Annotated in this window: 12 protein-coding genes; 8 read left to right on the plus strand and 4 right to left on the minus strand. The window is 72.1% G+C overall.

The window, feature by feature from the left end:
- Positions 1 to 143 precede the first annotated feature (143 nt).
- Positions 144 to 1,172: a 6-phosphofructokinase gene (locus tag L3i22_RS08175; protein WP_221326372.1), complete on the plus strand. Its 1,029-nt coding sequence runs from the start codon at positions 144 to 146 to the stop codon at positions 1,170 to 1,172.
- Between the two features lie 82 nt (positions 1,173 to 1,254).
- A complete protein-coding gene (proC, locus tag L3i22_RS08180; RefSeq protein ID WP_221329846.1) occupies positions 1,255 to 2,046 on the plus strand; it encodes a pyrroline-5-carboxylate reductase in 792 nt (263 codons plus the stop codon).
- A 371-nt stretch (positions 2,047 to 2,417) separates the two neighbouring features.
- On the opposite strand, the gene L3i22_RS08185 is transcribed toward proC, so the two are convergent.
- Positions 2,418 to 3,095, minus strand: coding sequence for a DUF429 domain-containing protein (locus L3i22_RS08185; protein ID WP_221326373.1), 678 nt, complete (start codon positions 3,093 to 3,095; stop codon positions 2,418 to 2,420).
- A 7-nt stretch (positions 3,096 to 3,102) separates the two neighbouring features.
- Positions 3,103 to 3,573 carry a glutathione peroxidase gene (locus L3i22_RS08190; RefSeq protein WP_221326374.1) on the minus strand — a complete coding sequence of 157 codons (471 nt, stop codon included), beginning with the start codon at positions 3,571 to 3,573 and terminating at the stop codon, positions 3,103 to 3,105.
- A 168-nt stretch (positions 3,574 to 3,741) separates the two neighbouring features.
- Here L3i22_RS08190 and L3i22_RS08195 point away from each other — a divergent pair, with 168 nt between their 5' ends.
- The 5 genes from L3i22_RS08195 to L3i22_RS08215 all read left to right on the plus strand — a co-directional run bounded on the left by L3i22_RS08195 (position 3,742) and on the right by L3i22_RS08215 (position 10,525).
- Complete coding sequence (locus L3i22_RS08195) at positions 3,742 to 5,235, plus strand: glycosyl hydrolase family 18 protein (protein WP_221326375.1); 1,494 nt, start codon at positions 3,742 to 3,744, stop codon at positions 5,233 to 5,235.
- 65 nt (positions 5,236 to 5,300) lie between these two features.
- A complete protein-coding gene (locus L3i22_RS08200) occupies positions 5,301 to 6,692 on the plus strand; it encodes a class II 3-deoxy-7-phosphoheptulonate synthase (protein WP_221326376.1) in 1,392 nt (463 codons plus the stop codon).
- Positions 6,685 to 7,704: a low specificity L-threonine aldolase gene (locus L3i22_RS08205; RefSeq protein WP_221326377.1), complete on the plus strand. Its 1,020-nt coding sequence runs from the start codon at positions 6,685 to 6,687 to the stop codon at positions 7,702 to 7,704. The genes L3i22_RS08200 and L3i22_RS08205 overlap by 8 nt, the downstream gene beginning before the upstream one ends.
- Positions 7,705 to 7,782: 78 nt before the next feature.
- Positions 7,783 to 9,282: an IPT/TIG domain-containing protein gene (locus L3i22_RS08210; RefSeq protein WP_221326378.1), complete on the plus strand. Its 1,500-nt coding sequence runs from the start codon at positions 7,783 to 7,785 to the stop codon at positions 9,280 to 9,282.
- A gap of 13 nt (positions 9,283 to 9,295) precedes the next feature.
- Positions 9,296 to 10,525 (plus strand): IPT/TIG domain-containing protein, encoded by a 1,230-nt coding sequence (locus L3i22_RS08215; RefSeq protein ID WP_221326379.1) that lies wholly within the window; start codon positions 9,296 to 9,298, stop codon positions 10,523 to 10,525.
- Positions 10,526 to 10,606: 81 nt separating this feature from the next.
- Here L3i22_RS08215 and L3i22_RS08220 read toward each other — a convergent pair whose 3' ends face one another.
- Complete coding sequence (locus L3i22_RS08220) at positions 10,607 to 11,317, minus strand: hypothetical protein (RefSeq protein WP_221326380.1); 711 nt, start codon at positions 11,315 to 11,317, stop codon at positions 10,607 to 10,609.
- Between the two features lie 71 nt (positions 11,318 to 11,388).
- Here L3i22_RS08220 and L3i22_RS08225 point away from each other — a divergent pair, with 71 nt between their 5' ends.
- Positions 11,389 to 12,258, plus strand: a complete 870-nt coding sequence (locus L3i22_RS08225; protein ID WP_221326381.1) for a LysR family transcriptional regulator — start codon at positions 11,389 to 11,391, stop codon at positions 12,256 to 12,258.
- Here the strand turns inward: L3i22_RS08225 and L3i22_RS08230 are convergent.
- On the minus strand, positions 12,248 to 13,963 hold the full coding sequence (locus L3i22_RS08230; RefSeq protein WP_221326382.1) for a LamG-like jellyroll fold domain-containing protein: 1,716 nt from the start codon (positions 13,961 to 13,963) through the stop codon (positions 12,248 to 12,250). The two genes, L3i22_RS08225 and L3i22_RS08230, sit on opposite strands and share 11 nt — an antisense overlap.
- Positions 13,964 to 14,028: the final 65 nt, after the last annotated feature.

The following is a 14,028-nucleotide window of genomic DNA, read 5'->3' on the forward strand; positions in this document are numbered from 1 at the left end:
GTTCAGCCGTGCCCGGGGCGGAGACTAGAGTTCGGCTTGCGGCTCGCCCCGGGCCGGCAACGCTGCCGACGAAGACGCTCCCGGGGGCTCTGACGAGCTATCTGCATCTCGCTACCCGTTCAGGGGAAGGACGAGGAGAAACAATGCGTATCGGCGTGCTCACCGGTGGCGGCGACTGCCCCGGTCTCAACGCGGTCATCCGTGCCGTGGTCCGCAAGGGCGTGACCGCTTACGGCCACGAGTTCGTCGGCTTCCGCGACGGCTGGAAGGGCCCGCTGGAGGGTCTGACGAAGCCGCTCGGCATCGCGGAGGTCCGCGGCATCCTCCCGCGCGGCGGCACGATCCTGGGCTCCTCCCGCACCAACCCCTTCAAGATCGAGGGCGGCGTCGAGCGGATCAAGGCCAACCTGGCCGAGCAGGGCGTCGACGCGCTGGTCGCGATCGGCGGCGAGGACACCCTCGGCGTCGCGACCAAGCTGAACGACCTCGGCGTCAACGTCGTCGGCGTGCCGAAGACGATCGACAACGACCTCAACGCGACCGACTTCACCTTCGGTTTCGACACCGCGGTGAACATCGCGATGGAGGCCATCGACCGGCTGCACACCACCGCCGAGTCGCACCACCGCACCCTGGTCGTCGAGGTCATGGGCCGGCACGCGGGCTGGATCGCGCTGCACGCCGGTCTCGCCGGTGGCGCCAACGTCATCCTCCTGCCGGAGCGCAAGTTCGACGTCGAGCAGGTCGCGACGTACGTGACCAAGCGCTTCCAGGTGGAGTACGCGCCGATCGTCGTCGTCGCCGAGGGCGCGCAGCCGCTCGACGGCCAGATGGTCACGCACAACCAGGAGCTGGACAGCTTCGGTCACGTCCGCCTCGGCGGCATCGGCCAGTGGCTGGCCCAGCAGCTGGAGGAGAAGACCGGCAAGGAGGCCCGCACGGTCGTCCTCGGTCACATCCAGCGCGGTGGCACGCCGACCGCGTTCGACCGGGTCCTGTCGACCCGCTTCGGCCTGCAGGCGATCGACGCCGTGCACGAGGGCGACTTCGGCAAGATGATGGCGCTGCGCGGCACCGACATCGTCCGGGTTCCGCTGATCGAGGGCACCGGCGAGCTGAAGACCGTTCCGCTGTCGCGTTACGAAGAGGCCGAGGTCTTCTTCGGTAACTGATCGTGTTGTGATGAAGGCCGGCGTCCTCGACGCCGGCCTTCATTCATGAACGGAGAACGCGTTGCCCAAGCACACCGTCGCGATGCTCGGCACCGGCAAGATGGGCGAGCTGGTCGTCGCCGGCCTGATCCGGTCCGGCCGACCGGCCGACCGGGTGCTGGTCACCGTCCGCCGTCCGGCCCGCGGCGCGGAGCTGACCGGGAAGTACGGCGTCACCGTGGTCGGCACCGCCGAGGCGGTCGAGCGCGCCGACATCCTGGCGGTCGGCGTCAAGCCGCAGGACGCGGGCAAGCTGCTCGACGAGATCGGCCCGGCGCTGCCCGCCGGCAAGCTGGTCGTCTCGCTCTGCGCCGGCCTGCCCACCGGCTTCTTCGCCGCCCGGCTGCCGGAGGGCACCCCGGTCATCCGGGTGATGACCAACACCCCGGCGATGGTCGGCGAGGCGATGACCGCGATCTCCGCCGGCGCGCACGCCACCGAGGAGCACCTGGCGATCGCCGACGAGATGTTCGCGCCGCTCGGCGCGACCGTCCGCGTCCCGGAGTCGCAGCAGGACGCGGTCACCGCGCTCTCCGGTTCCGGCCCGGCCTACTTCTACCTGATGGCCGAGGCGATGATCGAGGCCGGCGTGCTGCTCGGCCTGCCCCGCACGGTCGCCCACCAGCTGATCGTCCAGACCGCCGTGGGCTCCGCGACGATGCTCCGCGACTCCGGCGAGCACCCGGTCCAGCTCCGCGAGGCGGTCACCTCTCCGGCCGGCACCACCATCGCCGCCCTCCGCGAGCTGGAGAACCACGGCGTTCGCGCGGCCCTGCTCACCGCCCTGGAGGCGGCGCGCGACCGGGCCCGCGAGATCGCCGCCCAAGCCCTTTAAAACCTTTCCGCGGTACGGCCGAGCCACCCCACAACCGCAGCCCGGAGCCCCTGGTCCAATTCCGCGACGCCGCGGCCGGTCCAGGCCCCGGCCCGCGGCTTGCGCGTCAGTCTGTGGCCCGCGACCCGATCCCGCCGCCAGGCCCGGCCGCGCCTCCCGGCCCGGCTGGTCCTCAGTGCTGCTTCAAGACCGCTGAAGCAACCCTGACCACCAGCCGGCCGGGCGCGAGTCGCGGCCGGCGCCCGCCCCGGGATCGGTCGCGGGCCACCGACTGACGCGCAAGTCGCGGGCGGGGCCGGGGCCGGGATCGCGTCGCGCCGGGCGGGGCGGGCGGGTGCTCACGTCGTACCAAATCGGGGTCTGAAGGTTTTTCAGTACCAGATGGCGATGCGGGAGCCGTTCTCCTCCTCGGGGGGTGAGGGGAAGGACAGCGCCGTGTCGGTGGCGACGCGGTGGGCGGTCCAGGCGACCGCGGCGGCGTCCAGGATGTCGTCGGGTGGGGCCTGGCCGGCCGGGCCGAGCTGGTCGGGGAGGGTGATGCCGTTGCGGGCGAGGAGCTCGCGGCGGCGGGACTGACCGCTCCAGGTCTTCTTGGCGAACGGCAGCGGCTCGCCGGCCATGGTGCGGAAACTGACCTCCGGATGGGCCTCGAAGAGCAGCCGGGGGTGGCGTTCCCAGAGGGCGTTCGCCTCGAGCAGCTTGGGCCGCAGCGCCCAGGACTGGCGGCTCAGGCCGGCGCCGGTGAGCTCGCGGCAGAGCCGGTTGGCGGCGGCGAAGTCCGGCTCCATCCAGACCGCGCGCGGTGGCACCCGGAAGACGCTGCCGCGACGCGGGCCGAGCTGGTCGGCGGCGAGCGTGTCGGCGGCCCGCCAGCGGTCCGGCAGCATGCCCAGGGGGATGTCGACGCCGATCACCGCGGCGCCGGAGCTGCCCGCGACGATCTCGTAGAGGGTGGAGGCGAGGACCGCCCGCCCGAAGGCGCCGTCGCGGAGCTCGACCCCGACCCAGCCGAGCGCGTAAGCGTCGACCCCGATCACATGGATGCTCATCGGCCGCTCAGCGGGGCAGCAGCTTCTCGACGGTCGCGACCAGCTCGGGATCGTCCGGCTCGACCCGCGGGCTGAACCGGGCGGCCACCGTGCCGTCGGGCGCGACCACGAACTTCTCGAAGTTCCACTGGATGTCCGGCCCTCCGCCGATAAGCTCGCCGTAGAGCGGATGCCGGTCGGCGCCGTTCACCTCGGTCTTCGCGGTCATCGGGAAGGTCACGCCGTAATTGGCCCGGCAGAACTCGTCGATCTCGGTCGCGGTGCCGGGCTCCTGGTTGCCGAACTGGTCGCAGGGCACGCCGAGCACCACCAGACCCCGGTCGCGGTAGGTGTCGTAGAGGGGCTGCAACTTGTCGTACTGCGGGGTCAGACCGCAGCGCGAGGCCACATTGACCACGAGCAGAACCGAACCGCGGTAGCGGTCCAAATCGGTCGTGCCGCCGGTAAGGGCGTCAATGTCGACGTCGTAGATGGTCATGGCGAAAGCCTACGCGGTGTAGTGGCTTGAACGCACGCCGTGTTCAGCTCGCGGATGCCGTTAAAGAAACCTTAAAGGTCTTGACCTCACTTGACTGGTGTTAATCAATGTGACTACGGTCTCCTCATCCTCTCTCTGGAAAGTTTCCTAAATATTAAAGGAGACCCCGTGGGCAAAACCCTCCGCCGGGCGCTGCTCGTCAGTGCGGTGGTGATCGGCGCTTCGGCCTCGGTCCCCCTCGTGCAGGCGAACGCCGCGACCGCGTGTGCCACCGCCTGGTCTGCCACCGCTACATATGTGAAGGACAACGTCTCTTCGCAGAGCGGCCACAACTACACCGCCAAGTGGTGGACCCAGAACGAGTCGCCGGCCACGCACAGCGGCCAGTGGGACGTCTGGATCGACAACGGCGCGTGTGGTGGCACGACCACCCCGACCACCGCCCCGACCACCACCCCGCCCACGACCACCCCGACCACCGCGCCGACGACGACGCCGCCCACCACGACGCCGACGACCGCCCCGACCACCGCGCCGCCCGGAACCAGCGGCAAGAACGTGGTCGGCTACTTCGCCGAGTGGGGCATCTACGGCCGGAACTACCACGTCAAGAACCTGGTGACGTCGGGCTCCGCCGCGAAGCTGACGCACATCCTGTACGCGTTCGGCAACACCACCGGCGGCCAGTGCTCGATCGGTGACTCGTACGCCGACTACGACCGCGCGTACTCCGCGGCCGAGAGCGTCGACGGCGTCGCCGACACCTGGGACGCGGGCGCTCTGCGCGGCTCGTTCAACCAGCTGCGCAAGCTGAAGAAGCAGTACCCGAACCTCAAGGTGATCTGGTCGTTCGGCGGCTGGACCTGGTCCGGTGGCTTCACCCAGGCCGCCGCGAACCCGACGGCGTTCGCCGACTCCTGCTACAACCTGGTCAAGGACTCCCGCTGGTCGGACGTCTTCGACGGTATCGACGTCGACTGGGAGTACCCGAACGCCTGTGGCCTGAGCTGCGACGCGTCCGGCCCGGACTCGTACAACAAGGTGATCACCGCGCTGCGCAACAAGTTCGGCTCGAGCTTCCTGGTCACCTCGGCGATCTCCGCCGACGGCTCCAACGGTGGCAAGCTGGACGTGGCCGACTACGCCTCCGGCATCTCGAAGCTGAACCTGGTCTTCCCGATGACCTACGACTACTTCGGCGCGTTCGCGGCGCAGGGCCCGACCGCCCCGCACTCGCCGCTGACGTCGTACACCGGGATCCCGACGGCCGGGTTCTACTCGGACGCCGCGATCCAGAAGCTGAAGAGCAAGGGCGTTCCGGCCAGCAAGATCCTGCTCGGCATCGGCTTCTACGGCCGCGGCTGGACCGGGGTCACCCAGGCCGCTCCGGGTGGCAGCGCGACCGGCGCCGCGCCCGGCACCTACGAGGCCGGCATCGAGGACTACAAGGTCCTCAAGACCAGCTGCCCGTCGACCGGCACGGTCGCCGGCACCGCCTACGCCAAGTGCGGCAGCAACTGGTGGAGCTACGACACCCCGGCGACGATCGCGGGCAAGATGACGTACGCCAAGAACCAGGGTCTCGGCGGCGCGTTCTTCTGGGAGTTCTCCGGCGACACCAGCAACGGTGAGCTGATCACCGCGATCAAGGGCAACCTCTGATCCGCAAGCGGTAAATGCGGGGCACCGGGTCCAGACCCGGTGCCCCGTTTTCGTAGGCTCTACCCATGCGCCGTGAATGGCATCAGCTGAGCCATCCGGGAGTCGCGACCTCCCGCCCGTCCACCGATTCCGCCGAGGACGAGGCCCTGGGCCTCGACCGATGGCGTGCACTGCCCCGGGTGCAGATGCCGCCCTGGCCGGACATGGACGAGGTCGCCTCGGTCTGTGGGGTTCTCGGCAACGTCCCGTCCATCGTCGCGCCGTACGAGGTCGACCAGTTGCGGGCCCGGCTCGCCGAGGTCTGCGAGGGCAAGGCCTTCCTGCTCCAGGGCGGCGACTGCGCGGAGACCTTCGCCGACAACACCGAGAGCCACCTGCTGGCCAACGCGCGGACGCTGCTGCAGATGGCGGTGGTGCTGACGTACGGCGCGTCGATGCCGGTGGTGAAGGTGGCCCGGGTCGCCGGGCAGTACACCAAGCCGCGGTCGTCGCTGACCGACTCGCTGGGGCTGCCGGCGTACCGGGGCGACATGATCAACGCGCTGGACCCGGACGAGAAGGCGCGGATCGCCGACCCGCAGCGGATGATCCGGGCGTACGCGAACTCCGCCGCCGCGATGAACATGCTCCGCGCCTACCTGGCCGGTGGCCTGGCCGACCTGCACGGCCTGCACGACTGGAACAAGGACTTCGTCCGGGCCTCGCCGGCCGGCGAGCGCTACGAGGCGATCGCCCGCGAGATCGACCGGGCGCTGGACTTCATCCGCGCCTGCGGCATGACCGACAACGAGGCCCTGCGTACGGTCAGCCTCTACTGCTCCCACGAGGCGCTGGCCCTGGAGTACGACCGGGCCCTGACCCGGGTCTCCGGCGGCAAGGCGTACGGGCTCTCCGGCCACTTCCTGTGGATCGGTGAGCGCACCCGGCAGCTGGACCACGCGCACATCGACTTCATCAGCCGGATCTCCAACCCGATCGGCGTCAAGATCGGCCCCGGCACCAGCCCGGAGACCGCGATCGAGCTGTGCGAGAAGCTGAACCCGGAGAACATCCCGGGCCGGCTCACGCTGATCAGCCGGATGGGCAACGGCAAGGTGCGCGACGCCCTCCCGCCGATCGTGGAGAAGGTGCACGCCACCGGCGCCAAGGTGGTCTGGCAGTGCGACCCGATGCACGGCAACACCCACGAGTCGTCGAACGGGTACAAGACCCGGCACTTCGACCGGATCGTCGACGAGGTGCTCGGCTACTTCGAGGTGCACCGCGGCCTCGGCACCCACCCGGGCGGCATCCACATCGAACTGACCGGTGAGGACGTCACCGAGTGCCTCGGCGGCGCGCAGGGCATCGAGGACCTGGACCTGCCGGACCGGTACGAGACCGCCTGCGACCCGCGGCTGAACACCCAGCAGAGCCTGGAGCTGGCCTTCCTGGTGGCGGAGATGCTCCGTGGTTGATCTGCGCTCGGACACCGTCACCCGCCCCACCGACGGGATGCGCGAGGCGATGGCGACCGCCGTGGTCGGCGACGACGTGTTCGGGGACGACCCGAGCGTCAACGCGCTGGAGCAGCACGTCGCGACGATGTTCGGGCACGAGGCGGCGCTGTTCGCCCCGTCCGGGACGATGGCCAACCAGATCGCGCTGCAGCTGGTCGCCCCGCCCGGCGGGGAGCTTCTCGCCGGGGCGGACGCGCACGTGGTGACGTACGAGCTGGGCGCCGCCGCGGTCTACGGCGGCATCTCCACCCGGACCTGGGCGTCGACCGGTGCCGCGCTGAACGTGGACCGGATCGCCGCGATGATCCGCCCGGCCGGCTTCCCGTCGGTGCCGACCGCCGCGATCGCCGTCGAGCAGACCCACAACCTGGGCGGTGGCGGGGTGATCCCGCTCGCGACCCTGCGCGACCTGCGCGCGGTCGCCGACGCGCACCGGGTCGCGCTGCACTGCGACGGTGCCCGGATCTGGCACGCGCACGTCGCCGACGGGGTGCCGCTGGCCAGCTACGGCGCGCTCTTCGACACCCTCTCGGTGTGCCTCTCCAAGGGCCTCGGCGCCCCGGTCGGCTCGCTCGTGGTGGGCAGCCGGGAGCGGATCGCCCGGGCGCGGGTGATCCGCAAGCGGATGGGTGGCGGCATGCGGCAGGCCGGCATCCTCGCCGCGGCCGGCCGGTACGCGCTGGACCACCACGTGGATCGGCTCGCCGAGGACCACGCGCGGGCCCGCCGGCTCGCCGAGGGCCTGGCCCCGCTCGGGGTGGTGGACCCGGACCGGGTGCGGACCAACCTGGTCCCGCTGGACCTGACCAAGGCCCCGATGGACGCGCCGGAACTGGCCGCCGAGGCGGCGCGGCGGGGCGTGCTGATCGCGGCGATGCTCCCGAAGCTGGCCCGCCTGGTGGTCCACCTGGACGTCGACGACGAGGGCATCGACGAGGCGATCTCGGTGCTGAGCGTGCTGCTGGCGTAGGAAGCAATCGACTGGCAACCCAGATCGGCGCCGGATATTCGCAGGTCCGGCCGGGTGGGCCCGATACGTGGTTTCGTTATGACGAAGACACCTCGGGCCCGCCGGGCCACCGCAATCACCGCCGCCGTGGTCGCCGTTGCCGGCACCGTCGCGGTCGCCATCGCTGAACCGTCCGCCGCGTTCTCCGCGCCGGGCCTGGTCCGGGTTGCTGACGTGGGCCCGGTAATCTCCAGCATCACGCCGCTGATGGGCGTCGCCGCCGGCGGCACCTCGGTGACCATCTGGGGCTCCGGCTTCAAGGGTCTCACCTCCGACGACGTCCCCACCGTGATGTTCGGTGACCAGCCGTCCACCGACGTCTGGCCGGTCTCGGACACCAAGCTGATCGCCGTCGCCCCGCCCGGGAGCATCGGCAACGCCCTGATCAAGGTCACCACCCCCGCCGGGACCAGCAAGAACACCGCGTCGATCTTCGGCTACCGGCTGAAGCTGGGCGTCGACTTCGACAGCGCGCCGGCGAAGGCCACCGGCGGCAACGAGGTGGTCGCCGCGGTCGCCGACGGGACCGTCGGCGCCACGTCGTCCCAGTTCGCGGCGCTGCGGATCACCGCGAAGGTGGGCGGTATCCCGGTCACCAAGGTCTCCTGGGTGGACGAGAGCCACGTGAAGATCGTGCTGCCGGCGGTCACCAAGGCGGCGCCCACGAAGATCCAGCTGGTCCAGGACGGCTACTCCGGCCCGGAGTCCACGTCGGTGGTCAACTACTACCCGGTGATCAGCTCGGTGACGCCCGGCTCGGTCGGCGTGGCCGGCGGCGACACCGTCAAGATCACCGGGACCGGGTTCGGCGGGGTGGACCCGAACGACACCGGCGCGGTGACCTTCGGGGGCGTCAACGCGTCGTACTTCCAGGTGGTCTCCGCCGTTCAGATCGACGCCGTGGTGCCGTCCGGTGACGTCGGCAACGCCGTCGTGAAGGTGACCACCACGGGCGGCGTCAGCCCGGACGGGGTCAAGGTCGCGTACCGCAACCCGCTCACCTTCGACAGTGGGCAGTACCTGCGGGCCAACGGCGGCGTGCACCTGCTGACGGTCACCGGCGGCACGCTCGGCGCCAACCTCGCCGAGTTCACCGCCGCGACGATCACCGCCCGGATCGGCAACACCAAGCTGCCCGTCGCCTACGTCGACCCGACCCACCTGAAGGTCACGACGCCGGCCATGAACGCCGAGACCGCCGACCTGACCCTGTGGCAGGACGTGGTGTCCGGCCCGGCCACCACGATGCCGGTCGCGCCGGTGGTGACCAGCCTGTCCAAGGTCGACGACACGATCGCCGGCGGCGCCATGGTCAAGGTCAAGGTGGCCGGTGCCGGGGTCGCGAAGTCGGCGAACTTCATGTTCGGCGACAACCCGGCGGTCTGCCCGGCCAGCGGCGCCGGCTCCGGACTGGTGTTCACCTGCACCGTCCCGGCCGCCGACGAGGCCGGCCCGGTCTGGGTCACCTTCACCGCGGGCACCGGCACCACCAGTAAGTTCACGGCTCCGGCCGCCTTCAGCTACACCGACATCGACTGATCGGGCGGGCAGCATGACGTACTCGAAGAAGTCCCGCGCGGCGGCGGGCGTCGCGGCCGCGGCCGCGGTCCTGGTGACCGGCGCCGCGAGCCAGGCCGGCGCGTTCGCGTCGGTCCGCGCCGCGGGCACCGCCGACCCGGTCGAACTGAGCGTCGACTTCCCCGACCGGACGCCGGCCCGCGCGGCCGGCGGCACGGTCATCCCGGTGACCGTCAGCGGCGGCACCGTCGGTGCGACCGCGGCGCAGTTCAGCGCGCTGCGGATCACCGCCCGGGTCGGCGGCCTGTCCGCCCCGGTCGCCTGGGTGGACGAGACCCACCTCAAGATCACCACGCCGGCCACCACCAAGGCCACCGCGGCCCCGATCCAGCTGAGCCGCAAAGGCACGGCCGGGCCGGAGTCCGCGGCGAGCGTGGCGTACTACCCGGGCCTGGTGGCGGTGAACCCGGCCAAGCTCAGCTCGCTGGGCGGCACCACGGTCACGATCAGCGGCACCGGCTTCCTCGCCGTGGACCCGGACGCGCCGGACGCGGTCACCTTCGGCGACGCGGCCGCGACCGCGGTCACCGTCATCTCCGCCACCAAGCTCACCGCGGTCGCCCCGGCCGGGACGAACGGCCTGGCCAACGTGCGGGTCAAGACCGACGGCGGGACCAGCGAGGTGAACTCGGCCAGCCGGGTCAACTACCGGGCCGCGCTCAGCATCGACACCGCCGCCGGGCCGACCGCGAAGGCCAGCGGGGGCTCGATGCTCGTCACGATCAGCGGCGGCACGGTCGGCGCGAGCGCCAAGGAGTTCTCCGCCGAGCGGATCACGGTGGCCGCGGACCGGAAGAGCCTGCCGGTCACCTGGGTCGACGAGACCCACCTGAAGGTCATCATGCCGCCGGTCGCGGCCGACACGTCACACCTCACCGTCACCCACGACAACATCGCCGGCGAGCCCGCCGAGGTGAACATCGCCCCGGTGGTGACCAGCCTCTCGGCGAAGTCCGACACGATCGCCGGTGGCACCAGGATCGTCGTCCGGGTGGCCGGCGCGAACGCCGCCGAGTCGACCGGCTTCCGGTTCGGCGACAACGACGCGCAGTGTGCCAAGCAGGGCTCCGGGGCGACCCTGGCCTTCCTGTGCACGGTCCCGGCGGCGACCGCGGGCGGCCCGGTCGCGGTGACCTTCGCCTCCGGCTCCGGCAAGGCCAGCCACTTCACCGCGGCGGCGATCTTCAGCTACACCGACAACTGAGCTGAGTCCGATGGCCGCGCTCCGCTCGGCGGCATAGCGCCCCTGCAGGCCGATGGCGAGGGCACCCTCGCCATCGGCCTGCTATGCGTGCTGGGTCGCCGTCAGAGCGGACGCCGCTTGCGCGAAGCCGCGGATCAGCGGGTGGGCGAGACCGCCGTCGCCGGCCAGTTCCGGTTGGAAGAGGGTGGCCAGGTAGAACGGGTGGGCGGGGAGCTCGGCCACCCGTACCTCGCCGGTCTGGTCGTGGCCGGTGAAGCGCATCCCGTGCGCCGCCAGCAGGTCCAGGTACGCGGGGGACAGCCCGTACGAGCAGTGGTACCGCTCGACCGTCCGGGACGAGCCGAGCAGCCGCTCCACCAGGGAGCCGGAGACCAGGTCCACGGCCGCCTCGTGGCCGGCCAGCGAGCAGGACAGTGCCACGATCAGGTCGTCCCCGGCCGGCGGCGCGCCGTTCTCCGCGTGCTTCGCCGAGGTGAGCCCGCAGACGTCCCGGGCGAAGTCCAGCATCGCGTGCTGGAACCCGCCGCAGGTGCCGAGGAACGGGATCCGCCCGGTGCGGGCGGTCCGCGCCGCGGTGACGGCGCCGGCCTCGCTGCGGTACGGACTCCCCGGCACCAGCCAGATCCCGGCGAACCCGCGCAGCACCTCGGGGTCCTCCGCGTCCGGCGTCGGCACCCAGTAGACGTCCAGGTCGAGCCCCTCGCTCTCGCGCAGGGCGTCGACGATCACGGGAATGCGGCTGTGCGCGCGAACGGTCGGGGAGCGGTCACCGACCAGGGCGATCGAAATCATGCTCCCATCGTCGGCCGCGATCGAGATCAGGTCCAACGATCGTTCCTGCATCGTGCATTAGGGTCGCTGATGTGGATCCGCATCTGCTGCGCACCTTCGTCGCGGTCGCCGAGACCGGTTCGTTCTCCGCCGCCGCCGAGCGGCTGAACTTCACCCAGTCCGCGGTCTCCCAGCAGATCGCCGCGCTGGAGGCGGACCTGGGCACGCCGTTGCTGACCCGGCGGCCGGTCGCGGTGACGGCGGCGGGCGAGCGGCTCCGGCGCCACGCCACGATCCTGCTGGTCCGTCTCGAGGCCGCCCGCGCCGACGTCACCCGCACGTCCGCCCCGCCGGGCCGGCTGACCCTGGGCCTGACCCCGCTGGCCTGGTCCGCCCCGGTCGCCGCGGCCCTGACCCGGATCCGTGCCGAGTCCGCCCGGCTCGCCACCCGCCTGCTCGTCGCGGACCTGGACCGGGTGGTGGCGGCGACCGCCACCGGCGCGATGGACCTGGGCCTGGTCGACGGCTTCACCGCGCCCAGTGACCCGCTGCGCCTGCCCGAGCCGGGCGACCCGGGCGCGCTCGGGGTGACCGAGTGCCCGGCCGTCGTCGCCGTGCCGGCCGGGCATCCGCTGTCCCGGCGCACCTCGGTGGACCTGGCCGACCTGGCCGACGCGTACTGGATCGACGCCCCCGCGGTCGCCCCGTTCCGCCGGCTGCCGGTCGACGGCCTGCGGGCCGGGCTGCACTACGACGGCGCCGAGGTGACCGTGCTGACCGGGCTGATCGCGGCCGGCCACGGCCTGGCGGTGCTGCCCGAGCGGCTGCTCGCCGGCCGCTCCGACCTGGTCGCGGTGCCGATCGGCACCCCGCGCCTGGTGCACCGGGTCGAGCTGCTGCGCGCCCCGGGCACCGACCCGGCGGAGCCGGCCAGTCGCCTGACCGCGCTACTCAAGGCCTGATTTTGCTGATCGCGCTGATCTCGGCGGCCGGCAGCGCCGCCTGGTAGGCGCGGACGTCCGCGATCGACCCGGCGAACCGGTCGGTCCACGCCCCGTTGTACCAGGACCGGGCGATCTGGGCCGGCCCGGTCGCGTTCCACGGATCGGTGTGCTCGGCGGTGTCCTCGGACTTCCCGTTGACGAAGAGGGTGATCTCGTCCTGGCTCGCGTCGTACCGGGCGGCCAGGTGCGTCCAGGTCCGCAGCTTCGGCGTGCTGGTCGACGACGGGCCGTCCACCACCGGCTTCGCGACGTCCGACTCCGGCATGATCAGCCGCCACGAGTCGGTCAGCTTCTCGTACTTGAGGATGAACCCGCTGCTCACGTCGCCGGGCTGGGACAGCACGCCGTGCGGCGCGCTCTTGTCGGTCAGGTACACCCAGGCCGTCACGGTGAAGCTGCGGTCGGTGCGGACCGCCGGCGCGTCGGTCGCGGCGTAGCTGTCGGCGGTCGCGGCGGTCAGGCTCAGTGCCTTCGGGCCGGTGGCGCGCCAGCCGGCGGCCGAGCTCAGCGTCGCGGTGTTGCCGTTGCCGGACGCGTCGCAGGCGACCGGGCCGGCGCCCTCGTCCAGCGGCCACCACGCGGCCGGGGCGTGATCGCCGCCGGCGACCAGGTCGGTGGTGGCGGGCGGGCAGGCCGGGGCCGCCGCCGCGCCACCGGTTCCGGCGGCGACCGGAACGGTGGCGGCCGGGGTCGCGGCCGGGGGCGGCGCGTCGGTGCCGTCGGCGCGGATCCGGAGCACGCCTACGGCGGCTCCGACGACCAGGATCAGGGCCAGGGCGGCGATTCCGGCGAGGCGGCGGCGCTTTTTTCCGCCGTACGGCGATGAAGGTCCCGGCAAAGATGTCGGGCGCAGCGCGGCCGGAGCGGTGAGGCGGGTGTACGTCGCGTCGGACAGCACCGGGTACGTGCCGGACGGCGCCTGCAGCACCGGGAACGGGCCGGACGGGACGGCGAGTGCGGGGGAGAGCAGGCGGGCGGCGACGTCCCGGAGACGGTAGGCGAACTCGGCCGCCGAGCTCGTCGTCAGGCCGTCGCCGAGCAGCCGGAGCAGCCCGGGCACCCCGGCCAGGTCGGGGGAGAGCTCGGCCGGCGTGATCACTCCCGGACGTCCGGTCAGTGCGTGGCCCAGCAGCCCGGCCAGCGCGGCGACGTCGTCGCGCGGCGGACGCCGGCCGGCCAGGAAGGCGAAGCCGGTCAGCAGCGGCCGTCCGTCGGCGGCCAGCAGCACGTGCTCGGCGTCCAGCCGGCCGTGCGTCACCGGCGGGTGCATGGCGTGTGCCCAGGCCAGCGCGTCGGCGAGGACCGCGGTCAGGGCGAGTGCCCGGTCCACCGCGATCGGCCCGGACCGCAGGGCCGCGGCCAGCGTGTCGCCCTCGACCAGGTCGGTGACCAGCCAGGCGCGGCCGGTCGCGGTCACCCCGCCGGCCCGGACCGGGACGATGCCGGGGTGGCCGCCGAGCCGGACCGCTGATCCGTATCGGTCGGCGAAGTCCTGTTCCTGGGTGCGGCCGGCCACGTAGCCGTGCAACAGCTGGAGCACCACCCACTCCTGGGAGTGCTCCTCCCAGGCCTGGTAGACGTCGGCCTCGGCGCCGGAGCCGATCCGTCGCATCCGGGTGTAGCCGCCCGGGGTGTCGATCCCCGGTCCGCGCGCGTCGTCCACCGGTCCGGCCTCCCCTCGGCTGATCTTGCTTGGTGCCGCCCCCGAGGAAACGCGAAAGGGGCCGG

The sequence above is a fragment of the Actinoplanes sp. L3-i22 genome (assembly GCF_019704555.1).
In the GTDB taxonomy this organism is placed as follows: domain Bacteria; phylum Actinomycetota; class Actinomycetes; order Mycobacteriales; family Micromonosporaceae; genus Actinoplanes.

Coding starts and splice junctions, on each gene's coding strand:
- L3i22_RS08175 (WP_221326372.1), top strand. CDS start 144: ATGCGTATCGGCGTGCTCACCGGTGGCGGCGACTGCCCCGGTCTCAAC.
- proC (WP_221329846.1), top strand. CDS start 1,255: ATGCTCGGCACCGGCAAGATGGGCGAGCTGGTCGTCGCCGGCCTGATC.
- L3i22_RS08185 (WP_221326373.1), bottom strand. CDS start 3,095: ATGAGCATCCATGTGATCGGGGTCGACGCTTACGCGCTCGGCTGGGTC.
- L3i22_RS08190 (WP_221326374.1), bottom strand. CDS start 3,573: ATGACCATCTACGACGTCGACATTGACGCCCTTACCGGCGGCACGACC.
- L3i22_RS08200 (WP_221326376.1), top strand. CDS start 5,301: ATGCGCCGTGAATGGCATCAGCTGAGCCATCCGGGAGTCGCGACCTCC.
- L3i22_RS08210 (WP_221326378.1), top strand. CDS start 7,783: ATGACGAAGACACCTCGGGCCCGCCGGGCCACCGCAATCACCGCCGCC.
- L3i22_RS08215 (WP_221326379.1), top strand. CDS start 9,296: ATGACGTACTCGAAGAAGTCCCGCGCGGCGGCGGGCGTCGCGGCCGCG.
- L3i22_RS08220 (WP_221326380.1), bottom strand. CDS start 11,317: ATGATTTCGATCGCCCTGGTCGGTGACCGCTCCCCGACCGTTCGCGCG.